Annotated in this window: 23 protein-coding genes; 15 read left to right on the forward strand and 8 right to left on the reverse strand. The window is 75.0% G+C overall.

The features are described 5' to 3' along the window. Positions 1–3: 3 nt before the first annotated feature. Positions 4–432: an archease gene (locus AB0I11_RS19295; RefSeq protein ID WP_357321850.1), complete on the reverse strand. Its 429-nt coding sequence runs from the start codon at positions 430–432 to the stop codon at positions 4–6. Between the two features lie 129 nt (positions 433–561). On the opposite strand from AB0I11_RS19295, the gene AB0I11_RS19300 reads away from it, so the two are divergent. After that, positions 562–1,164, forward strand: a complete 603-nt coding sequence (locus AB0I11_RS19300) for an MBL fold metallo-hydrolase (RefSeq protein ID WP_357321853.1) — start codon at positions 562–564, stop codon at positions 1,162–1,164. A 130-nt stretch (positions 1,165–1,294) separates the two neighbouring features. Here AB0I11_RS19300 and AB0I11_RS19305 read toward each other — a convergent pair whose 3' ends face one another. Continuing rightward, complete coding sequence (locus AB0I11_RS19305; protein WP_357321856.1) at positions 1,295–1,987, reverse strand: phenylalanine--tRNA ligase beta subunit-related protein; 693 nt, start codon at positions 1,985–1,987, stop codon at positions 1,295–1,297. Positions 1,988–1,997: 10 nt separating this feature from the next. Beyond that, the gene (locus AB0I11_RS19310) at positions 1,998–2,609 is read right to left on the reverse strand and encodes a LysE family translocator (RefSeq protein WP_357321859.1); all 612 of its coding nucleotides are present in this window, start codon (positions 2,607–2,609) and stop codon (positions 1,998–2,000) included. A 29-nt stretch (positions 2,610–2,638) separates the two neighbouring features. Here AB0I11_RS19310 and AB0I11_RS19315 point away from each other — a divergent pair, with 29 nt between their 5' ends. Both AB0I11_RS19315 and AB0I11_RS19320 read left to right on the forward strand, forming a co-directional pair. Further along, positions 2,639–4,114 carry a PLP-dependent aminotransferase family protein gene (locus AB0I11_RS19315; RefSeq protein ID WP_357321861.1) on the forward strand — a complete coding sequence of 492 codons (1,476 nt, stop codon included), beginning with the start codon at positions 2,639–2,641 and terminating at the stop codon, positions 4,112–4,114. Between the two features lie 109 nt (positions 4,115–4,223). Further along, entirely contained in the window at positions 4,224–5,441 is a 1,218-nt protein-coding gene (locus AB0I11_RS19320) for an MFS transporter (RefSeq protein WP_357321864.1), read from the forward strand. On the opposite strand, the gene AB0I11_RS19325 is transcribed toward AB0I11_RS19320, so the two are convergent. After that, positions 5,414–6,403 carry a transcriptional regulator gene (locus AB0I11_RS19325; protein WP_357321867.1) on the reverse strand — a complete coding sequence of 330 codons (990 nt, stop codon included), beginning with the start codon at positions 6,401–6,403 and terminating at the stop codon, positions 5,414–5,416. The two genes, AB0I11_RS19320 and AB0I11_RS19325, sit on opposite strands and share 28 nt — an antisense overlap. A 44-nt stretch (positions 6,404–6,447) precedes the next feature. On the opposite strand from AB0I11_RS19325, the gene AB0I11_RS19330 reads away from it, so the two are divergent. Beyond that, complete coding sequence (locus tag AB0I11_RS19330) at positions 6,448–6,924, forward strand: hypothetical protein (RefSeq protein WP_357321870.1); 477 nt, start codon at positions 6,448–6,450, stop codon at positions 6,922–6,924. Then, the gene (locus AB0I11_RS19335) at positions 6,924–7,379 is read left to right on the forward strand and encodes a hypothetical protein (RefSeq protein WP_357321873.1); all 456 of its coding nucleotides are present in this window, start codon (positions 6,924–6,926) and stop codon (positions 7,377–7,379) included. Before AB0I11_RS19330 ends, AB0I11_RS19335 begins: the two co-directional genes overlap by 1 nt. A gap of 28 nt (positions 7,380–7,407) precedes the next feature. On the opposite strand, the gene AB0I11_RS19340 is transcribed toward AB0I11_RS19335, so the two are convergent. After that, a complete protein-coding gene (locus tag AB0I11_RS19340) occupies positions 7,408–8,070 on the reverse strand; it encodes a TetR/AcrR family transcriptional regulator (protein WP_357321876.1) in 663 nt (220 codons plus the stop codon). 114 nt (positions 8,071–8,184) lie between these two features. Between AB0I11_RS19340 and AB0I11_RS19345 the strand changes: the two genes are divergently transcribed. From AB0I11_RS19345 to AB0I11_RS19355, 3 genes are read left to right on the forward strand one after another with little or no spacing between them, the layout of a single operon-like run. Then, positions 8,185–9,675, forward strand: a complete 1,491-nt coding sequence (locus tag AB0I11_RS19345) for an NAD(P)/FAD-dependent oxidoreductase (RefSeq protein ID WP_357321879.1) — start codon at positions 8,185–8,187, stop codon at positions 9,673–9,675. A gap of 16 nt (positions 9,676–9,691) precedes the next feature. Then, positions 9,692–10,585 carry an SDR family NAD(P)-dependent oxidoreductase gene (locus tag AB0I11_RS19350; protein ID WP_357321882.1) on the forward strand — a complete coding sequence of 298 codons (894 nt, stop codon included), beginning with the start codon at positions 9,692–9,694 and terminating at the stop codon, positions 10,583–10,585. Further along, a complete protein-coding gene (locus tag AB0I11_RS19355; protein ID WP_357321885.1) occupies positions 10,582–11,439 on the forward strand; it encodes an alpha/beta fold hydrolase in 858 nt (285 codons plus the stop codon). Before AB0I11_RS19350 ends, AB0I11_RS19355 begins: the two co-directional genes overlap by 4 nt. Here AB0I11_RS19355 and AB0I11_RS19360 read toward each other — a convergent pair. Further along, positions 11,396–12,559, reverse strand: coding sequence for a low temperature requirement protein A (locus AB0I11_RS19360; RefSeq protein WP_357321888.1), 1,164 nt, complete (start codon positions 12,557–12,559; stop codon positions 11,396–11,398). The genes AB0I11_RS19355 and AB0I11_RS19360 overlap by 44 nt on opposite strands. A 692-nt stretch (positions 12,560–13,251) precedes the next feature. Here AB0I11_RS19360 and AB0I11_RS19365 point away from each other — a divergent pair. Both AB0I11_RS19365 and AB0I11_RS19370 read left to right on the forward strand, forming a co-directional pair. Then, positions 13,252–13,911: a GntR family transcriptional regulator gene (locus AB0I11_RS19365; protein ID WP_357321891.1), complete on the forward strand. Its 660-nt coding sequence runs from the start codon at positions 13,252–13,254 to the stop codon at positions 13,909–13,911. Between the two features lie 131 nt (positions 13,912–14,042). Next, positions 14,043–15,287 (forward strand): MFS transporter, encoded by a 1,245-nt coding sequence (locus tag AB0I11_RS19370; RefSeq protein ID WP_357321894.1) that lies wholly within the window; start codon positions 14,043–14,045, stop codon positions 15,285–15,287. Positions 15,288–15,373: 86 nt separating this feature from the next. Here the strand turns inward: AB0I11_RS19370 and AB0I11_RS19375 are convergent, their stop codons facing one another. After that, the gene (locus tag AB0I11_RS19375) at positions 15,374–15,793 is read right to left on the reverse strand and encodes a hypothetical protein (protein ID WP_357321897.1); all 420 of its coding nucleotides are present in this window, start codon (positions 15,791–15,793) and stop codon (positions 15,374–15,376) included. A 135-nt stretch (positions 15,794–15,928) separates the two neighbouring features. Between AB0I11_RS19375 and AB0I11_RS19380 the strand changes: the two genes are divergently transcribed. After that, on the forward strand, positions 15,929–17,017 hold the full coding sequence (locus AB0I11_RS19380) for an S-(hydroxymethyl)mycothiol dehydrogenase (RefSeq protein ID WP_357321900.1): 1,089 nt from the start codon (positions 15,929–15,931) through the stop codon (positions 17,015–17,017). Further along, on the forward strand, positions 17,014–17,643 hold the full coding sequence (locus AB0I11_RS19385; protein WP_357321903.1) for an MBL fold metallo-hydrolase: 630 nt from the start codon (positions 17,014–17,016) through the stop codon (positions 17,641–17,643). Before AB0I11_RS19380 ends, AB0I11_RS19385 begins: the two co-directional genes overlap by 4 nt. 22 nt (positions 17,644–17,665) lie before the next feature. Here the strand turns inward: AB0I11_RS19385 and tsaA are convergent, their stop codons facing one another. Then, the gene (gene tsaA / locus AB0I11_RS19390; RefSeq protein ID WP_357321906.1) at positions 17,666–18,076 is read right to left on the reverse strand and encodes a tRNA (N6-threonylcarbamoyladenosine(37)-N6)-methyltransferase TrmO; all 411 of its coding nucleotides are present in this window, start codon (positions 18,074–18,076) and stop codon (positions 17,666–17,668) included. A gap of 68 nt (positions 18,077–18,144) precedes the next feature. Here tsaA and AB0I11_RS19395 point away from each other — a divergent pair, with 68 nt between their 5' ends. The 3 genes from AB0I11_RS19395 (at position 18,145) to AB0I11_RS19405 (ending at position 20,751) form a co-directional block, all read left to right on the forward strand. Next, complete coding sequence (locus AB0I11_RS19395; RefSeq protein ID WP_357321908.1) at positions 18,145–18,609, forward strand: VOC family protein; 465 nt, start codon at positions 18,145–18,147, stop codon at positions 18,607–18,609. Positions 18,610–18,655: 46 nt separating this feature from the next. Beyond that, the gene (locus AB0I11_RS19400) at positions 18,656–19,747 is read left to right on the forward strand and encodes a DUF3626 domain-containing protein (protein ID WP_357321911.1); all 1,092 of its coding nucleotides are present in this window, start codon (positions 18,656–18,658) and stop codon (positions 19,745–19,747) included. Between the two features lie 245 nt (positions 19,748–19,992). Further along, on the forward strand, positions 19,993–20,751 hold the full coding sequence (locus AB0I11_RS19405; RefSeq protein WP_357321915.1) for a hypothetical protein: 759 nt from the start codon (positions 19,993–19,995) through the stop codon (positions 20,749–20,751). The last annotated feature ends 658 nt before the right edge of the window (positions 20,752–21,409 follow it).

A 21,409-nucleotide genomic window follows, 5' to 3' on the forward strand; every position in this document is an offset into this window, starting at 1 on the left:
GGCTCAGACGTCCAGCGTCACCGCGCAGGACCAGCCGGCGTCGTCGCGGCCGAAGCGCAGCTCGTGCAGCGCCACCGCCTTGGGGACCGCGCCGATCGCCTCCACCGCGTCGGTGCTCGCCACCTGCCAGCGCACGAGCAGGCCGCCGTCCCCGGCTGGCCGCACCTCGGTCGCCAGCGGCACCGCGCCCTCGGTGTCCAGCCGGAAGATCACCTCGTCGAGGACGGCGACCAGCAGGTCGGGGTCGTCGGCGGGCGGAGCCCGGTACCCGGTCTCCTGCGCGGGGGTGACGCCGGTGGCGTCCACGAAGCTGTCCACCAGCGCGGTCACCGCCTCGGCCAGGCAGCCCTCCCGGTCCGGGGCCCACGCCTCGAACCGGACGTCGGCGGTGTGCGGCACGTTGCGGTGTCCGCGCGGCGGTCGTCGGTCCATGTCCCGATGATGCCGGCCGGGACGGCCGCGCCGCCGGGTTCTCCCGCACGGGCGGTGACCCCGCCGGACCCGGGCGGGGCGGCCCTCGAGGGGCGCCGCGGACGCCGCCGAGCGCCTAGGTTCGACCGGGTGAAGATTGTCAAGTGGACCCACGCCTGCGTCCGGATCGAACACGAGGGTCGCGTCCTGGTCATCGACCCGGGCACCTGGAGCGAGCCGCGGGCCCTGGTCGGGGCCGACGCGGTGCTGCTCACCCATGAGCACACCGACCATGTCGACGTGCTGCGGCTGGCGGGTCTCGGCGTCCCGGTCTTCGCGCCGCAGGGGGCGCGGCTGCCGGACCTGGCGCCGCTGCCGGTGACCCGGGTGGCGGCCGGCGACCGGTTCGACGCCGCCGGCTTCGCGGTCACCGCGGCCGGTGGCCGGCACGCGACGATCCATGACGGGCAGCCGGACTGCGCCAACCTCGGCTACCTCGTCGACGACGCGGTCTACCACCCCGGCGACTCGCTGGCGCTGCCCGGCACCCCGGTGGAGACCCTGCTGGTGCCGGCCCAGGGGTCCTGGTTGAAGCTGACCGAGGCGATCACCTTCGCCACGACGGTCGGCGCCCGGCGGGTCGTCCCGATCCACGACGCCCAGCTCAACGACCGGGGCCTGGCCGGCGTGAACGGCTGGTTCGGCGAGACCGTCCCCGGCTACCGGTATCTCGCCCCGGGCGAGACGGTCTGACCACCGCCGCGACGGCGCTCCCGGGCCGCCGCGACGGCGCTGCCGGGCCGGCACGAGGGCGCTCCCGCGCCGGCACGCGGGCGGTTCCGGGCCGCCGCGACGGCGGTGGCGGGGCCGCCGGGAGCGCCGGTCAGCGGGCCGGCGCGTACGCGAACTCCGGGGCGTCGGCCGTGAGCAGCGCGGTCCGGGACGGCACGGGCAGGGCGTCGGCCAGTTCGGTGAGCATCCGGCGTACCGTCGCCGCCCCGCCCGCGTGCATCGCCTCGATCACCACGAGCACCTCGGTGGTCCCGGGGCGCACCGCCGACGCGCCGCTCTGCCGGTGGGTCCAGCGCCGGGAGTGCGCCCCGCCGGCCGCGTCGGCGAAGACGACCTCGCCGGGCTCGGGGTGTTCCGCCTCCCCGCCGAGGGTCAGGTAGGTCTCCGCGCCGGTGGCCGGGCGCACCGTCAGGTCCCCGGCGATCCGGTCGAGGTCCAGCACGGCCACCGGGACCGCGTAGCCGATGGAGAGGGCGTTGCCCAGCTCGACCAGGGGGTGCAGCGCGGGCAGCGCGCCGTCGCGGCGGAACCGGCGCAGCAGCGACTCCGCGGCGCACCGGTAGCGGGTCGGCGGCAGCCCCATCCGGGCGAAGGCGCGCCGCCACGCCTGGATCTCCGGGAAGCCGCCCTCCGGGCCGCCGGCGAGGCGGGCCCGGGCCGCGTCGGCGTACCGGTCGAGGCGGGGTCCCACCTCGACGGCGCCGTCGACGCCGGTGGCGTGCAGGACGCCGCAGCTCAGCTCGGGAAAGGTCGACCAGATCTCGGGGGAGTGCCGGAAGCGCACGGGAGGACTCCTATCGGGCGGTCAGGGCCAGGCCGAGGCCGAGGGCGAGGAAGCTGCCGGCGAAGCCGTGCCGCAGCAGCGTGGTGAGCCGCGGCCGGGCCAGCACCCGGCGGCGTAGCGCGCCGGCCAGCACGGCGTATCCGGCGAAGACGACCAGGGTGAGCAGCACGAAGACGGTGCCGTGCAGCAGCATCCGGGCCGCTGCGGCGGGCGCGTCGGGCGGGACGAACTGCGGCAGGAACGCCACGAAGAAGACGGTCACCTTGGGGTTGAGCAGATTCATCAGCAGCCCGTCGCGGATCACCCGTCCGGCCGCCGGGGCGGGGCGTCCGTCGTCGACCCGCAGCGCGTCCCGGTCGCGCAGCGCGGACCAGGCCATCCAGAGCAGGTACGCGACGCCGAGCCAGGTCACCACGCGGAAGGCCGGCGTGCCGGCGCGCAGCACCGCGGCCAGGCCGGTGACCGCGGCGGCGAGGTGGGGCAGCAGGCTGACCGTGCAGCCGAGCGCGGCGAGCAGCCCGGCCCGGCGGCCGGCGGCCAGGGCGGTGGAGATCGTGTAGACCACCCCGGTCCCCGGGGTGAGGACGACCACCAGGGCGGTCACCAGGAAAGCGATACTCATGCGGTCCAGCCTCCGACCATAATGGTCCGGTGGACAGGGCCAAACTGGGCGCGACTGACGGGTCCATATCGTCCGGCGCCGATTTCCTTCAGCTCGACGTCGGCGACGCCCCACCCGGTGGGCGGGCCGACTGGCTCGCCGGGCGGCTGCGCGCCGCGATCGCCGACGGCCGGGTGCCGGTGGGGGCGCGGCTGCCGGCCAGCCGGGTCCTCGCGGCCGAACTGGGCGTGTCCCGGGGCGTGGTGACCGAGGCGTACCAGCGGTTGACCGAGGACGGGCACGTGGTCGGGCGGGGCCGCGCCGGCACGGTCGTGCTGGCCACCCCGGCCGCCGTGGCCAGCCGCCCGCCGGTGCCGCGCCGCCCGCCGGAGGTGTTCGCCGCGCGTCCGGACACCGCCGTGTTCGACGCGTTGCGTACCGCGCCCGCGGCGCTGGACCTGACGCCCGGCGTACCCGATCTGGCGGCCTTTCCCCGCGCGGCCTGGCTGCGCGCCGAACGCGCGGTGCTGCACCGGCTGGCCCCCGCCGACTTCGGGTACGGCGAGCCGGCCGGCACCCCCGCGCTGCGCCTGGCGGTCGCCACCTGGCTGGCCCGCAACCGCGGCATCCGGGTCGACCCGGCCGAGGTGGTGGTCGTGGCCGGGGTCTCCCAGGCGCTCGGCCTGCTCGCCCAGGTGCTGCACGCCGACGGCGTGCACACCGTCGCCGTGGAGGACCCCGGCTCGCTCGGGGTACGCCAGCACCTGAACAACTGGCGGCTGGCCACCCCGCCGGTGCCGGTGGACGCCCAGGGTCTGCGGGTGGACCGGCTGGCGGCCGGCGGCGCCCGGGCGGTGATGCTGACCCCGGCACACCAGTTCCCGACCGGCGTGGTGCTCGACGGCGACCGGCGGCGGGCGCTGCTGCGCTGGGCGGAGCGGGGCGGCCTGGTCATCGAGGACGACTACGACGCCGAGCACCGCTACGATCGTCCGCCGGTGCCGGCGCTGCGCGGCATGCTGCCGGACCGCGTCTGCTACACCGGCAGCGTCTCGAAGCTGCTGGCCCCGGCGTTGCGGATCGGCTGGGTGCTGGTCCCGCCCCGGCTGCACGCCGACCTGGTCGCGGCGAAGCGGATGGCCGACCTCGGCAACGCCGCCCTGCCGCAGCTGGTGCTGGCCGAGCTGATGGGCTCCGGGGCGCTGGAGCGCCACCTGCGGCTGCTGCGGCGCCGGCACGTACGCCGCCGGGACGCGATGATCCGGGCGGTCCGCGCCCACCTGCCCGGCGCGGTGGTGCACGGCGCCGCCGCCGGCCTGCACCTGCTCATCACCCTGCCCGGCGACGTGGACGACACGGCGCTGGCCGCGGCGGCCCTGCGCCGGGGCGTCAAGGTGCAGCCGCTCTCCTGGCACGGCCAGCGGCCACAACCACCCGGCCTGGTGCTCGGCTACGCCGCCAACCCGCCCCACGACATCGAGCGGGCCGTCGCCACCCTCGCCGCCGCCCGGCACGACCTCCGCTGACCGCGACTGCCCACCAGCAGCGCGGCCCACCGCTCCCGTCGGACGCCGGTCCCGGCGAGATCGACTCCGGCGCGCGTGAGCGGCGGGTGGGCGGGGTAGGGGACTGCGGGTGGGGACGGACGGGGGACGGGCGCGGGGGGCGCTCGCCCGGTACACAGCGGGCGCGGTGCTGGTGCGGCTGGCCGACGAGGGCGCGCGGGTCGCCCTGGTGCTGCTCGCGGTCGAGCGCACGGGCAGCGCCGGCTACGGCGGGCTGCTGGTGGCGGCGCTGATGGTGCCGCACGTTCTCGCCGGGCCGGTGGTGGGCGCGATCGCCGACACGGTCCGGCGCCGCCGGCTCTGCTACTGCCTGACCCTGCTCGGGTACGGCGGGGCGCTCCTCGCCGCGGTGCTGTCCGCCGCGGTGTCCCGGCCGCTGTCGGTCGCCCTGGTCGTGCTGGCCGGCTGCCTCGCGCCGATCATGCTGGGCGGGCTGACCAGCCTGCTGCGTGACCTGGCGCCGGACCGGTTGGACACCGCGTTCGGCCTCGACGCGACCTCGTACAACCTGGCCGGCATCGCCGGTCCGGCGATCGCGGCGGTGACCGCCGGGCCGGCCGGGGCGACCGCCGCGACGGTGGTCCTGGTCGCGCTGGTGGCCGTGGGCACCCTGGTGCTGTCGACGCTGCCGATCCGGGACCGGCCGGCGCGCGTGCACCGCCACGGCGCGGCCGGCCGGCGCGCGCCGCTGGGTGCGGTGCCGCTGCTGTGGCGGCGGCCCCGGCTCGGCGCGGTGACCCTGGCCAGCAGCGTCGGCTACCTCGGCGTCGGCGCCCTGCCGGTGGTCGCGGCGCTGCTCGCCGCGCGGTTCCACCACACCGCCTACACGGGCCTGTTCCTGGCCGCCGCGTCGCTCGGCGGGCTGGCCGGATCGCTGTGGTACGCGCGGTTCCCGATCCGGTCCCGCCCGCCCGAGCGGGTGGTGCTGGCCAGCCTGCTCGTCATGGCGGTGCCGTTCGCCCTGGTGCCGCTGGCCCCGTCGGTCTGGGTCACGCTGCCGCTGTTCGTCCTCGTCGGCGTGCTGAACGGCCCGCTGTTCTGCGCCGTGCTCGCGGTGCGCGACCAGGAGGCGCCGCCGGCGGCGCACACCCAGGTGTTCACCATCGGCGCCGGGCTGAAGACCACCTCGGCCGCCGCCGGCTCGGCGCTGGCCGGCGCGGTCACCGGCGCGGGCGTCGGCGTGCTGCTGCTCGGCATCGCCGCCTGCCAGGCGCTCGGCGCGGTCGCGGGAGCGGCGGTCCTGGCGACGCCGCGACGCCGTCAGCCGGTCGGCGCCGGCGGCCGCTGATAGAGGGCGGCCAGCGCGGCGGCCGTGCCGGCGAGCCGGTCGCGCAGCGCGGCGGGGGAGAGGACCTCCACCTCGGCGCCGAGGCGCAGCAGGTCACCGTGCGCGTGGGTGAGCGACTCGATCGGTACGGCGGCCCGGATCCACCCGTCGGCCCCGGGCGGCCCGGCGGTGGCGTCGACGGCGGCGACCACGGTGTCGCTGGCAATCTCCCGCAGCCGTTCCCGGCCGCGCGGGGAGAGCCGGATCGTCGCCTGGTCCCGGTGCAGCCGGGACCGGAACTCCACGACGTGCTGCCGCCACCAACCCGGCAGGTCGAACTCGGGCCGGTCGAACGGCTCGTCCAGCGGGGTCAGGTCGAGGATCTGGTTGACCCGGTAGGTGGCCGGCTCGGGCCGGTCCGGGCGAGCGGCGACCAGGTACCAGCGGCCGCCCTTGAGCACCAGCCCGTACGGTTCGAGCACCCGGTCCACCTCGCCGGTCCAGCTGCGGTAGCGCACCCGGATCCGATGCTGCCGCCACACCGCGTCGGCGGCCGGCGTCAGGTGCGGCGACGGGTCGCCGTCGGAGTACCAGCCGGGGGTGTCCAGGTGGAACCGTTCCTGGAGCCGGGCGGCCCGGTCGGCGAGCGGTGCCGGCAGCGCGGCGCGCAGCTTGAGCTGCACGGTGGCGGCCACCGACTGGTAGCCCAGTTCGGCGGCGGGCCCGGGCAGCCCGGCGAAGAGCAGCCGGTCGGCCTCCTCGGCGGTCAGCCCGGTCAGCCGGGTCCGCCAGCCGTCGACCAGCCGGTACCCACCGGCGTGCCCGGCCGCTCCGTAGAGCGGGATGCCGGCCGCGTGCAGCGACTCGACGTCCCGGTAGACGGTGCGTACCGACACCTCCAGGCGGCGGGCCAGCTCGGCGGCGGTGAGCCGGCCGTGCGCCTGGAGCAGCAACAGGATGGAAAGGAGGCGACTGGCCCGCATTCCACTGACACTAGCTGTCAGGGGAGCGGCCCTACCGTCTCGGCATGGCATTCCAGAACAAGGACCTGACCGTGCCGGGGACCATCGAGGTCGCCGGCCGGCACGTCAAGCGTTACCACCTCGACCAACCCGACCGCCGCCTCGAACCGGAGGTGGTCGAGGCCGCCTACGCGTACCTGCCGAAGCTGCTGCCCGCACCGGACGGCGACACCCCGCCGGCCAGCTGGGTGGTGCTGCACCGGGGCGCGGACACCGGCAGCTACCTGCTGGCGTACACCTGGTTCTTCGACAACGTGGTGGAGTGCCGGATCGCGATCGCCGGCCAGCCGGCGCTGGACTGCCCGGACGACGACCCGGCGCACTTCGTCCCGCTGGACCGGCCCGGGGTGGGCTGCGTCTGGGAGCTGGGCGTGCTGGAGCACGAGCGGGCCGCCTGGGTCCGGCACGTGCTCGCGCCGGACCAGCCCGACCTGGCCGGCTACCTGGCCGACCAGCGGACCGAGGGAACGGTGGGCTTCTGATGGGCGACTTCGACTTCTACGTCGGCACCTGGCAGGTGACCAACCGGCGGCTGCGGGAGCGGCACGTCGGCAGCGACGACTGGGACGAGTTCCCCGGCATCTCGGTGGCGCACACCTTCTTCGACGGGGCGGGCAGCTTCGACGAGATCCGCTTCCCGACCCGGGACTTCGCCGGCGCCACCGTCCGCATCCGGGACGCGGAGACCGACCTCTGGTCGATCTACTGGATGAACAGCCAGCGCGGTGTCCTGGAGCAACCGCCGATGGTGGGCCGCTTCGTCGACGGGGTCGGCACCTTCTACGCCGACGACAGCGACGAGGGGCGGCCGATCCGCTGCCGGTTCATCTGGTCCCGGATCACCCCGACCTCGTGCCGCTGGGAGCAGGCGTTCTCCACCGACGGCGAGCAGACCTGGGAGACGAACTGGATCATGGACTCCGTCCGGACCGCCTGACGGTGCGGGGCCGTACGGCGGGCGCCGCTCAGGCCGGTGGGGGCGTGGTGGTCCGGTAGATCGCGGTCAGCCAGACGTCGAGCAGCACGTCGACCACGTCCCGCTCGGCCACCGCCGGCCCGTCACCGGCGAAGGTGGCGTACCAGACCCGCTCGTTCATCGAGTTCAGCGCGATGGCCAGGTCCCGGGCGGGCACCCCGTCCGGGGCCGCGCCGCGCGCGCGTTCCCCCTCGATGGCCGCCTGCACCGCGCGGACCCAGCGTTCGAGGACCTCGGCCCAGAGCCGGCGTACCTCGGTGTTGGTGCCGCGCACCTGGGCGCAGGCCAGCACCACGGCCCGGTGCCCGCCGAAGGCGGCGTGGAACCGGGCGATCAGCTCCCGCCAGCGGGCCCGCGGGTCCTCGGCGAGCCGGTCCAGCGCGTCGCCCGCGGCGGCGTTCGCCATCTCGGTGACCCGGTCCAGCAGGGTGAGCAGCACCGCGTCCTTGGACGGAAAGTAGAAGTAGAACGTCGGCCGGGAGATGCCGGCGCCCCGGGCCAGGTCGTCGATGGAGATGTCGCCGAAGGCACGCTGCTCCAGCAGCCGCTCGGCGGTGGCCAGGATGGCCAGCTCCCGGTCGTCGCCGGCGGAGCGCCCCGGGCGCCGCCCGCGCGTCGGCCCGGCTCCGGTCGGCGTACGGGCGGCGGTCATGTGGGCTGATGCTACACCCGCTCAACACCGTGTCGATTCGAGTCGACAGGGTGTTGACCGGTGTCGACGGTGGTGGATAGGGTCCGGACCACCACCGCCGAACCGGGAGCCGCCATGCCCACCGACCACGTCGACGTCCTCATCGTCGGTGCCGGGCTCTCCGGCGTCGGCGCCGCCGTGCACCTGCAACGCGAGTGCCCCGGCAAGACGTACGCGGTGCTCGAGGCCCGCGGCGCGATCGGCGGCACCTGGGACCTGTTCCGCTACCCGGGTGTCCGCTCCGACTCCGACATGTTCACCCTCGGCTACTCCTTCAAGCCGTGGACCGACGCGAAGGCCATCGCCGACGGCGACGCCATCCGAAAGTACGTCCGGGAGACCGCCCGCGAGTACGGCGTGCAGCAGCACATCCGCTTCCATCACCGGGTGGTACGCGCCGAGTGGGACAGCGGCACCGCCCGCTGGACGGTGACCGCGCACCGCGACGACACCGCCGAGGACGTCGTGCTGACCTGCGCGTTCCTCTTCACCAACTCCGGCTACTACCGCTACGACGAGGGCTACACGCCCGACTTCCCCGGCATCGAGCGCTACACCGGCCGGCTCGTGCACCCCCAGCACTGGCCGGCGGACCTCGACTACACCGGCAAACGGGTGGTGGTGATCGGCAGCGGCGCCACCGCCGTCACCCTGGTGCCCGCGATGGCCGAGCGCGCGGCGCACGTCACCATGCTCCAGCGCTCGCCGACGTACGTCATCTCGCTGCCCTCGCGCGACCCGCTCGCCGACGCCGCGCGGCGCTGGCTGCCCGCGAAGGCCGCGTACGCGGTGGCCCGGTGGAAGAACGTCGCGCTCGGGGTGGCCAACTTCCAGCTCAGCCGGCGCGCCCCCACGCTGGTGAAGAACTTCCTGCGCCGGGCCGCCAAGGGCAAGCTACCCACCGGGTACGACATCGACCGGCACTTCTCGCCCCGCTACAACCCCTGGGACCAGCGGCTCTGCGTGGTGCCCGACGGCGACCTGTTCGCCGCGGTCAGCGCCGGCCGGGCCGAGGTGGTCACCGACACCATCGACACCTTCACCGAGCACGGCCTGCGGCTCACCTCCGGCGCGGAACTGCCCGCCGATCTCGTGGTCACCGCCACCGGCCTCAACCTGCTCGCCCTCGGCGGCATGACGCTCGCCGTCGACGGCACCGAGGTCGACCTCGCCGCCACCGTGGCCTACAAGGGCATGATGCTCTCCGGCGTGCCGAACTTCGCGATGACCATCGGCTACACCAACGCCTCCTGGACGCTCAAGGCCGACCTGGTGGCCACCTACGTCTGCCGGCTGCTGCGCCACCTCGACCGCACCGGCCAGCAGATCGTCACCCCGCTGGCCCCCGACTCCGACGACCTCGTGCCGATCATCGACCTGAAGTCCGGGTACGTGCTGCGCGCCGTCGACCGGCTGCCCAAGCAGGGCCCGTCCGCCCCCTGGCGGCTGCACCAGAACTATCCCCGCGACGTGCTGCTGATGCGGCACGGCCGACTCACCGACGAGGGGGTCCGGTTCTCCCGGGCCAGCGCCGCCGTCACCGACCCCACCGCGCCCGTCGCCTGACCCGCCAAGGAGCGCCATGCGTGACTTCGTCTTCCCCGGCGGCACCGCCGTGCTGACCGGCGCGGCCAGCGGCATCGGCGAGGCCCTGGCACACGGCCTGGCCCGGCGCGGCGCCGACCTGGTGCTGCTGGACCGCGACGCCGAGCGCCTCGAGGCGGTGGTCGCCGCGATCCGCGCCGCCCACCCCGACCGGCGGGTCGAGACCCACCTGGTCGACCTGGCCGACCCGGACGCCACCGACCGGGTGGCCGCCGCCATCCACCGCGCCCACCCGCGGATCCGGCTGCTGGTCAACAACGCCGGCGTGGCCCTGGGCGGCCGCTTCGACCAGGTCACCCTGGACGAGTTCCTCTGGGTCGTCGAGATCAACTTCCGGGCGGTGGTGCGGTTGACCCACGCCCTGCTGCCCGCGCTCAAGGCCGAACCCGGCGCCCACCTGGTCAACGTGTCCAGCCTCTTCGGGCTGATCGCCCCCGCCGGCCAGGCCGCCTACTCGGCCAGCAAGTTCGCGGTGCGCGGCTTCACCGAGGCGCTGCGGCACGAACTGGTCGACGACGGCGTCGGGGTCACCTCGGTGCACCCCGGCGGCATCCGCACCCGGATCGCGGCCAGCGCGCGGGTCGGCAGCGGCGTCCCCCGCGAGGAGTACGAGGCCGGCCGCCGCCAGTTCGAGAAGCTGCTCACCATCGACCCGGTGAAGGCCGCCGAGGTGATCCTGCGCGGCGTCGAACGCCGCCGCGGCCGGGTGCTGATCGGCTGGTCGGCGAAGCTGCCCGACCTGCTGGCCCGGCTCGCCCCCGCCTCGTACGGGAAGGTCCTGGCCCTGGGCATGCGGCCGAACCCGGCCCGGGTGCCCGCCCCACGACCCGCGGCGGAGCCCGTCGCGCCGCGCACCGGAGAATCGGCATGAGCCTCGCCCCCGCCGACGAGCTGCACGTGGCCGGCCGCCGGATCCGCTGCCGGGTCTCCGGCGACGGCCCGCCGGTGCTGCTGCTGCACGGCATCGGCCGCACCATGGACGACTTCGCCGACCAGCACGAGGGCCTCGCCCGCGATCACCGGGTGGTCAGCGTGGACCTGCCCGGGCACGGCGGCTCCGCCCCGCTGGACACCCCGCACACCCTGCCGGCCCTGGCCGCGGCCGCCGCCCAGGTGCTCGACGCCGCCGGCGTCACCGGGCCGGCCCACCTGGTCGGCAACTCCCTCGGCGGCGCGGTCGCGATGCGGCTCGCCGCCGACCGCCCGGACCGGGCGGCCAGCCTGGTGCTGGTCAACAGCGCCGGCTTCGGCCGGGAGGTGACGTTCGCGCTGCGGCTGCTCGCCATGCGCCCGCTGGCCCGACTGCTGCTGCGGCCGCACCCGGGCATCGCCCGCCGCACCGAGCGGGCCATCTTCCACGACCCGGCGTACGTCAGCGAGGCGCGGGTCGCCGCCGCGCTGGCCGTGGCCCGCGAGCCGCACGCCGCCCGGGTGATGCTGGAACTGGTCGGCAGCCTGGGCACCTGGCGGGGCGTACGGCCGCAGTGGCGCCGGGAGCTGGTCGCCGCCGTCGCCGCGCTCGGCCTGCCCACCCTGGTGGTCTGGGGTGACCGGGACCGGATCCTGCCGGTGCGGCACCTCACCAACGCCGGCCGGTACTTCCCGCAGGCGCAGACCCACCTCTTCCCCGACACCGGTCACATGCCGCAGATCGAACGGGCCGCCGAGTTCGAGACCCTGGTCAGGCAGTTCTGGTCGCGCTCCGGTGGCGCTCGACCAGCGTGACCGCCACCAGCACCACCAGCAGCCCGGCGATCACGTCGATCGGCATGGGCAGCCACGGCGCCACCAGCACCAGCGCCGCCGCGGCGGGGAACAGCCCCACCACGAGACCCCGCTTGGCCCGCAGGTGCAGCGCCCAGAGCGCGAGCAGGAAGACCGCGACCGGCACGGCGACCGCGTAGCCGGCCAGCCGGCCGGAGACCGCACCGGCGTCCAGGTCGCGGTCGACCGCCACGGCCAGCCCGGCGCCCACCGCCGCGATCGAACTGAACACGAAGTAGTGGCCGTAGCCCCAGAACAGGGCTCCCCGCACCGACCTCGGGGGCAGCGGGTCGGGCCGGTCGAAGTAGACCCACCAGATCGCGAAGACGATCACCGTCCCGGCGGCCGCCAGGGACCACAGCTCCTCGTTGCCGGCGTCGACGCCGCGCTGGATCGCCACCGACGTGGAGAGCACCACCTCGCCGAGCACGATCAGCGTGAACAACTGGTACCGCTCGGCGATGTGGTGCGGGTGCCACGTGGTGCGCCCACGCCGTTCACCCACCACCGGCACCAGCAGGTCGGCCACGACCAGCACCACGAACGCGGGCGCCAGCCAGGCGGGCGGCAGCAGGAGCCGGGCCAGCCAACCGGCCTGCACCACGGCCACGCCGACCGCGAAGATCAGGGCGGTCGCCCGCCGCCGCGGGTCACCGGCGACCGCCCGCAGCCAGTTCAACACGGCGGCCAGCCGCATCACCACGTACCCGTAGGTGATCGTGGTGAAGTCGGCCTCGGTGAAGGCGCGCGGCACCCCGGCCGCGAGGATCAACGCGCCGGCGATCTGCACCAGGACGGTCAGCCGGTAGACGTCGTCGTCGGTGTCGTACGCGGACGCGAACCAGGTGTAGTTCACCCAGGCCCACCAGATCGCGAAGAAGACGCTCAGATACGAGAAGAGACCATGCCCGACGTGCCCCGCGGCGACGTCATGGTGCAGGCCCTCGGACGTCTGCGCCACCGCGACCACGAAGCACAGGTCGAAGAAGAGCTCCAGCGGGGTGGCCGAGCGGTGCTCCTCCTCGGGGCGGCGAGCCCGCATCGGCCGGTACCAGGCGCGGAACGGCGCGGTGCTGGTCAATCGGTGCTCCTCGCCGTGACCGGTCAGCTGTGCCCACGATAACCGCGCCGGCCCGGCCCCGACCCCGGAACCCCCGCCCGCACCAGCCCCGCACCAGCCCTGGCGGCCGGCCCGGCAGCAGTCCTAGCGGCCGGCCCGCAGCAGCCCTGGCGGCTGGCCCCGCACCAGCCCTGGCGGCCGGCCCGGCAGCAGTCCTAGCGGCCGGCCCGGCAGCAGCCCCGGCGGCTGGCCCGGCAGCAGCCCTGGCGGCCGGCCCGCAGCAGCCCTGGCGGCTGGCCCGGCAGCAGTCCTAGCGGCTGGCCCCGCAGCAGCCCTGGCGGCCGGCCCCGCAGCAGCCCCGGCGGCTGGCCCGGCAGCCGGCTTGCAACGGGCACGCGGCCGGCAGCCCGCAACGGGCTCGCGGCCGGCGGCCGGCACGCGCCATGATCGACTCCGTTTGCGGCAGACCGTGGTATCCGGGCCCTCGGTAGCCACGACATGCCGCAACCGGTCCGGCTACCTCGGCCTCGGCCCTCGGGTGGCCACGACATGCCGCAACCGGTCCGGCTTACCTCGGCCCTCGGCCCCTTCGGTGGCCACGACATGCCGCAAACCGGCCCCGGTGCCCGGTCCATAGGTGGGTGGGGGTGGGGTGGCTCACGGGGCGGGGGAGGGGCGGGAGGTGGCGGTGGCGTGGGATGCAGGATGGATACATGACGCATGCCAGTGGGTCCAGGGTGTCGGCGCCGTCGGCCGCGGAGCGGGCGTACCAGCACCTGAAGCGGTCCATCCTGGAGCAGGTCTACCCCGGTGGGCTGCTGATCAGCGAGGGGGAGGTCGCCGAGGCGGCGGGGGTCTCCCGCACCCCGGTCCGGGAGGCGCTGCTGCGCCTGGAGACCGAGGGCCTGGTACGGCTCTACCCGAAGCGCGGCGCGCTGATCCGGCCCGTCTCGGCGCGCGAGATCGCCGACGTCATCGAGGCCCGCCGGCTGGTGGAACTGCACGCCGCCGAGCGGGTCTGGCCGCGCCGCGCCCAGCTGCGCGACGATCTGGCCCGCTGGCTCGACGAGATGCGCCGGGCCCACGCGGCCGGTGACGTGACCGCGCTGATGGCCGCCGACCGCGCGTTCCACGCCAGCGTGGTCGAGGCGGCCGGCAACGAGATCCTCGCCGAGCTCTACCACCGCCTGCGGGACCGGCAGATCCGGATGGGCGAGGCCGGTTTCCGGCTGTCGCCCGGTTGGGCCGAGGTGGTGCTGGCCGAGCATGCCGCCCAGCTCGCCGCGCTCGACGGCGACGACGTGCGGGCCTGGCTCGACGCGGTCGGCGCGCACATCGACAACGCCGCGGCCGTGCTCCGGACGCTGCGGTGAGCCCTGCCCCGCCCCGCCGCCGCCCTGAGCCGACCCCGGGTCACCCCGGCACGCCGGCAGCGCGCCGCCGAGCGGCCCCGGGTCACCCCGGCACGCCGGCAGCGCGCCGCCGAGCCGTCCTGGTCTACGCCGTGGCGCTCGGCGCGTACGTGACGGCGGTGCTGCACCGCAGCTCGCTGGGGGTCACCGGGGTGGACGCCGCGGACCGCTTCCAGATCAACGCCGCCGCCCTGGCCACCTTCTCGGTCGCCCAGCTCGCCGTGTACGCGGCCATGCAGATTCCGGTCGGGGTGCTGCTGGACCGGTACGGCTCCCGTCGGCTGCTGCTCGCCGGCGGCGCGCTGATGGTCGGCGGCCAACTGGTCTTCGCCGTGGCCACCGACGTGCGTCTGGCCGTGCTGGCCCGGGTGCTGGTCGGCCTGGGCGACGCGATGACCTTCATCAGCGTGCTGCGCATCGTGGCGTTCTGGTTTCCCGGCCGGCGCAACCCGCTGCTGGTGCAGCTCACCGGCACCGTCGGGCAGCTCGGCGCGGTGCTCGGCGCCGTACCCCTGGTGGCGCTGCTGCACCACGCGGGCTGGACGCCGGCGTTCCTCACCACGGCGGCGCTCGGCGCGACCGTGCTGCTGCTCGTGCTGGCCGCCGTGCGGGACACCCCGCACACCGGGCCGGCGCCCGCCGTCGCCGCCGACCTGGCGACGGTACGCCGGCAGCTGGCCGAGGCCTGGGCGCAGCCCGGCACCCGGCTGGGCCTGTGGACCCACTTCGTCACCCAGTTCTCCGGCTCGGTCTTCGCCCTGCTCTGGGGCTATCCGTTCCTGGTGCAGGGACAGGGCTTCTCGCCGACCGCGGCGGCGTCGCTGCTGACCGTGATGACGCTGGTGACGCTGGTCTGCGGGCCGGTGATCGCGCACCTGTGCGCCCGGCACCCGTTCCACCGCTCGGTGCTGGTCTTCTCGATCACCGCCGGGACGGCCGCGGTCTGGGCGGTGGTGCTGGCCTGGCCCGGCCGGGCGCCGCACTGGCTGCTGGTGGCGTTGGTGGTCGTGCTCGCCGGCAACGGTCCCGGCTCGATGATCGGCTTCGACTACGCGCGCACCTTCAACCCGGTGCACCGCATCGGCAGCGCCAGCGGCATCGTCAACGTCGGCGGGTTCGTCGCCTCCATCCTGCTGATCCTCGCGGTCGGCGTGGTGCTCGACCTGGCCACCCCGGCCGGGCGGGACAGTCCGCCGCTGGACGCGTTCCGCTGGGCGTTCGCCGTGCAGTACCTGCTCTGGGCCGTCGGCGCGGTGCAGGTGCTGCGCTACCGCAACGCCGCCCGTCGCCGGTACGCGGCCGAGGGGTCCGCCCTCGCCCTCGCCGCATCGACCTGAGCCGGCGCACCCGGGACCACAACGCCAACACGTGAGCCCTGCCGGACCGCACGGCGTAGCGACGGGGACGCGTCCGGCAAGCCGGTTCAGCGGGTCAGGCGGCGGTGGGTCAGCGAGTCCAGCATCAGGGTCAGCCCGGCAGCGACCAGCCAGCTGTCCTTGGCCAGTCCGATGCCGGCCTGGCTGGGTTTGAGGCTGTTCCCCTCCCGCATGCCGGGCGTCTTGAGATAGAGCTGCACCAGCCCCGCGCCGAACGCGGTCAGCGCCGCCCCGGCCAGCAGCGACGGCACGAACGGCGTGAGCAGTGCCGTGCCCAGGGCGATCTCCGACCGGGACAGCAGCTTGGCGAACCGGTCCGGCTCGAACTGCCGCAGCTGGGGCATCGCGCCGACGGCCATGCCGTGCATGCCGGCCGCGGCCTCGCCCTCCAGGCTGCGCTTGCTGAGCCCGGAATTCAGGATGAACGCGCCGATGGTCAACCGTAGCGGCGCATGGGTCAACTTCATGATCACTCCCGTCGGTGCCGGAAACCGGGCCCCGCGTACCCGGCGACGCGCCGGATAACCGCCGGACGGCGGTGGGCCGGCACGGTGATCGGCGGTAGGTTCGCGGGAAGGGACGCCGACACAGCGGGAGGCAGCGTGAGCCAGCAGGTCCGGGGAGTCGTGTCGCGGCGCAAGGGCGCGCCGGTCGAGGTCACCACCATCGTGGTGCCCGATCCGGGGCCGGGCGAGGCGGTGGTGCGCGTCCAGTCCTGCGGGGTGTGCCACACCGACCTGCACTACCGCGAGGGCGGCATCAACGACGACTACCCGTTCCTGCTCGGCCACGAGGCCGCCGGTGTCGTCGAGCAGGTGGGGGAGGGCGTCACCGAGGTGGCCCCGGGCGACTTCGTGGTGCTCAACTGGCGGGCTGTCTGCGGGCAGTGCCGGGCCTGCCGCCGTGGTCGCCCCTGGTACTGCTTCAACACCCACAACGCGGCCCAGAAGATGACCCTCACCGACGGCACCGAGCTGAGCCCCGCGCTGGGCATCGGCGCGTTCGCCGAGAAGACCCTCGTGCACGCCGGCCAGTGCACGAAGGTCGACCCGTCCGCCCGCCCGGCCGCCGTCGGCCTGCTCGGCTGCGGCGTGATGGCCGGCCTCGGCGCGGCCATGAACACCGGCGGCGTGAGCCGCGGCGACTCGGTCGCGGTGATCGGCTGCGGTGGCGTCGGCGACGCGGCGGTGGCCGGTGCCGCCCTGGCCGGGGCGACGACGATCATCGCGGTGGACACCGACTCCCGCAAGCTCGACTGGGCCCGCCGGTTCGGCGCCACACACACCGTCAACGCCCGGGAGGAGGATCCGGTCGAGGCGATCCGCGCGGCCACCGGCGGCTTCGGCGCCGACGTGGTGATCGAGGCGGTGGGTCGGCCGGAGACCTGGAAACAGGCCTTCTACGCCCGGGACCTGGCCGGCACCGTCGTGCTGGTCGGCGTACCCACCCCGGAGATGACCGTCGAGCTGCCGCTGCTGCACGTCTTCGGCCGCGGCGGCGCCCTGAAGTCCAGCTGGTACGGCGACTGCCTGCCCAGCCGCGACTTCCCGATGCTCACCGAGCTGTACCGGCAGGGCCGGCTCGACCTGGACGCGTTCGTCAGCGAGGAGATCGCCCTGGACCAGGTCGAGGAGGCGTTCACCCGGATGCACCACGGCGACGTGCTCCGCTCGGTGGTGATCTTCCCGTGACCGCCCGCGTCGACCACACGATCACCTCCGGCACCTTCTCGCTGGACGGGCAGACCTTCGACGTCGACAACAACGTCTGGGTGGTCGGCGACGACGCCGAGTGCGTCGTCATCGACGCGCCGCACGACGTGGCGGCCATCCGCGCGGTGATCGGCGACCGCCGGGTGCTCGCCATCCTCGCCACCCACGCCCACGACGACCACGTCCGGGTCGCGCCCGAGCTGGCCCGGGCCACCGGCGCGCCGGTGCTGCTGCACCCTGCCGACCGGGTGCTCTGGGACCTGGTCCACCCGGACACCCCGCCCGACGGCGAGCTGACCGACGGGCAGGTCGTCGAGGTCGCCGACACGACCCTGCGGGTGCTGCACACCCCCGGCCACAGCCCGGGGGCGTGCAGCCTGCACGCCGCCGATCTCGGGGCGGTGTTCACCGGCGACACGCTCTTCGCCGGGGGGCCTGGTGCCACCGGGCGCTCCTACAGCGACTTCGGCACCATCATCGAGTCGATCCGGACCCGGCTGCTCAGCCTGCCGCCGCAGACCGTCGTCCACACCGGACACGGTGCGGACACCACGATCGGCGCGGAGGCCCCGCACCTCGACGACTGGCTGGCCCGGGGGCACTGACCCGGGCCCCGCGCGGCGGGTCTCAACGCTCGCCGTCGAGCACCGGCTTGAGATCGAGTACGGGAGTGCCGTCCACCGCCTCCAGGTCGGCCACCCGTACCCGGACGCCGTCGACCTGGAGGATCCGCACCCGGTGCAGGCCGACCGGGTTGGGCCGGTGCGGCGAACGGGTGGCGAACACCCCGGTGCGGGGGCGGGACTCGTCGCCGCGCGGATGGACCGCCAGCACGTCCCGCCGGGCCCGGTCCAGCCAGGTCAGCACGAGCGCGTCCGCGCCGGGCCGCACCCCGTCCAGAGCCGGCGCGTACGCCTCGGCGAAGACCAGCCACGCCTCCGGCGCGCCTTCGTCGCCCTGCTTCGGCGCCGCCCCCGGATCGGTCAGCGGGGACTCGACCCGCCCGACCGGGTGCAGCGGATAGCGGTCGTCGCTCATCCGTCCTCCCGTCCGTCCTCACTGTACGCCGGCACCACGGCGGGACGGCCCGGCTAGGATCGGAGGCCATGACTCGCCCCGAGCCAGGCCGCCCGCCGGCCGTCCGGCAGCTGCGCCTCGTCGTCGAGGCCGACGACTACGACGCGGCGGTCGCCTTCTTCCGCGACGCGCTCGGCCTGCCCGAGCAGGCGGCGTACTCCGGTGGCGACGGTGCCCGGGTGGTGATCCTCGATGCCGGCCGGGCCACCCTCGAGCTGGCCAACCCGGCGCAGAAGCGCCTGATCGACGAGGTCGAGGTGGGCCGGCAGGTCGCGCCGCGGCTGCGGGTCGCGTTCGAGGTGGACGACAGCCGTGCGGTGACCGAACGGCTGCTCGCCGCCGGCGCCGCCGAGGTCGCCCCGCCGACCGTCACCCCGTGGCAGTCGCTCAACGCCCGCCTCGACGCCCCGGCCGGGCTGCACCTCACCGTCTTCCAGGAGCTGCGTACGCCGGAGGAGCGTGCCGCCCTCGACGGCTTCGGCACGGACGGCTGAGAATTCGGTTCGCCTTCCGGCGTCGGGCGCCGGGATACTCGCGCCCATGCCCGACCCGCTGCTGACCCCGGCCCAGGCCGCCGCCCTCCAGCACGTCCGCGGCCTTGCCCTGCGCGACCGGCCCGCCGCGCTCGCCGTGATCGCCGGGCAGCTCGCCGGCGCGGGCACCACCTACCGCTCGAAGCAGGTGCTGGCGGCGGTGGCCCGGCACGGCCGGCTCACCCTCAACTTCCACCCGGACCGCCTGCTCGGTGACGGCCGCACGGTCGCCGAGGCGCTGGCCGGTGAGGGCGTCTACCGCAGCCAGTTCGAGACCGGCATCTCCAACGGCGGGCTGACCGCCTTCCCCGGCGGCGACCGGGACCGCTGGGAGGAGAAGATGTTCGGTGGGGCGTACCAGCGGCCCGGCGTGCGGCCGGCCGAACGCCCGCGGTACGGCGGCCTCAACCTGCTGGACCATCCGGACGGCGCGTGCCCCCGGTTCGGCTCCTGCCACCTGCGGCTGCGTCCGGAGGCGCTGTCCCGGTCCACCTTCAGCTTCGGGGACAGCTACGCCGAGCCGACCGAATTCGGCACCCTCGAGGTGTTCGAGCCGGTGCTCGCCGCGCTGCTGAGCGCCACCGCCGGGACCGGGGTGAGCCTCGGCGTCGCCGGCATGGACACCGGGACCCTGCTGGGTACGCTGCTGGCCCGCCGGGCCGGGGCGTCCCGGGCGGCCGGGCGGGCGCTGGACGACTACATCGAGGCGCAGGTCCACGGCCCGGTGGACCTGGCCCGCGACGTCGAGGAACTTGTCGTCGACCCCTCGTTCCGCGGCACCGGCACCGGGCGGATCCTGGCCGGGATCGCACAGCGGCACGGCTTCCCGCTGCGCTGGCACGGCGGCTTCCAACTGCCGGTCGACGGCATCGACGCCGAGTTCCGCGGGCCGGCGATCCCGCCGCTGGCGGCCCGGGTGCACGCCGAGTTCGCTCGCCCGGGGGAGCCGGTGCACGCCGCGCTGATCGGCCGGGCCGCCGCGTCGGTGGTCCGGGAGCCGCACCGCTGGGCCGACCGAGGAGCCCCCGAGGTGACTCTCCAGCACCTCAAGCAGCTCTGGCACGTCCTGGTCCGGTTCGGCACGCCGATGCCCGCCTGACCGGCGGCCGGCCCGGTTGGCGCCGGCTGTCCGGCACCAGCCCTCGTGCGCGCGGCGGCGCGGTCCGTCCCGATGCCCTCGTGACCTGGACCGCAGCCGGCCGCGAGAGGGGCATTTCCGGAATGCCCGACAGGTCGAGCGGGTTGTGTCCCCCGTACCGCCGGCAGCCAAACCCCTACCCGCCGGTAGTCCCCCGAGGGGCGCTCACCCCGGAGCGCGTCGTAACGATCGAAAGGGCAACCATCGTGAAGCAGCACTTCACTCGATGGCTCCCCGCCATCGCGAAGACCGCCGTCGCGAAGGCCGCCATCGCGAAGATCACCGTTGCGAGGACCGCCGTCGCGAAGTCCCCGAACCGCCGGGCCGCGCTGACCGTCGCGGGCATGGCCGCCCTGGGCGGCCTGGCCTTCGGCCCCACCGCCGTCGCCGCGCCGGTCACCACCGGGCCGCACGCCGGTGCCGTGGCCGCGATCGACCTGGCCACCGGCAAGAAGTCGGGTACCGAGACGGTGAAGTCCGGCCTCACCACCGGCAGCGACAAGGTCCCCGCCAAGGCCAACCCGCCCGGCCGGGACAAGCTCATCCCGCGCGGCGTCGAGGGCGCCCAGTCGCGCATCCCGCTCGACGACGCGCAGCTCGCCAACGCCAAGGCCATCGTCAAGGCGGCCAAGGAGACCGGCGTGGGTGAGCGGGGCGCCGTGATCGGCGTCGCCACCTCGCTGCAGGAGTCGAAGCTGTACAACCTGGGTCACCTGGGCGCGTACAACGACCACGACTCCGAGGGTCTGTTCCAGCAGCGCCCGTCGTCCGGTTGGGGCACGTCCGAGCAGATCACCGACCCGGACTACGCCTCGAAGGCGTTCTTCAACGCGCTGAAGAACGTGGGCGGCTGGCACGACCTGCCGCTGACCGCCGCGGCGCAGACCGTGCAGGTGTCCGCCTACCCGTACGCGTACGCGCAGTGGGAGGAGCAGGCGGCGGACATCGTCCAGCAGCTCTGGTAACCAGCACTCATCGAAGCCGGCCGGCCCCGTTCTTGGGGCCGGCCGGCGCCGTCTCTGCCCCCGTAGCCGAGAGCGCCGCCCAAGGGCGTGGGCGGGTCCGGTCGGCCCGTAGACGTCACGCGAGCGGCCGCCCAAGGGCGTGGGCTTGGCCGGTCGGCCCGTAGAACGTCCCACGTGGGCGTGCTGGGTTGGTTTGTCCGGTTCGAGGGTGTGGTCGGCGGCACCGTGGGGCCGGAATGGCTGGGGGCCGGGGGTCGTTGTATCCGGGTGAACGGCCGAGGAAGACCACCCCACGGGGTGCCGCCCCACCGGGTGCAGGCCCCACGGGGTGCAGGCCCCACAGGGTGCCGGGCCCTCGGGAATGATGGTGGGCCGGTGGTCGTTACACATGGTCCCGGCGCCGCGAAGAGGCCCCCCGCCCCGCGGCCGGGATGATCCCCTCCAAGACTTTTCCCTCTGGGTGCGCGCGTCTATCGCGTGGCCTTCTTTGAGCGCCTGACGGTGCTTGCGCACACGGTGCCGACCCCCCGGTCGGGTGTGCGCCGTCCCCCGAATGGAGCTTCTGTCATGAACACGATGCTGCGTAAGAGCGTGCTGGGTATTGCTGGTCTGGCGTTCACCGGTGGTGTGTTCGCCGGTCCGATCGCCGCCCACGCCG

Origin of the sequence: Micromonospora sp. NPDC050495 (assembly GCF_040655175.1) — a bacterium.
Classification (GTDB): domain Bacteria; phylum Actinomycetota; class Actinomycetes; order Mycobacteriales; family Micromonosporaceae; genus Micromonospora.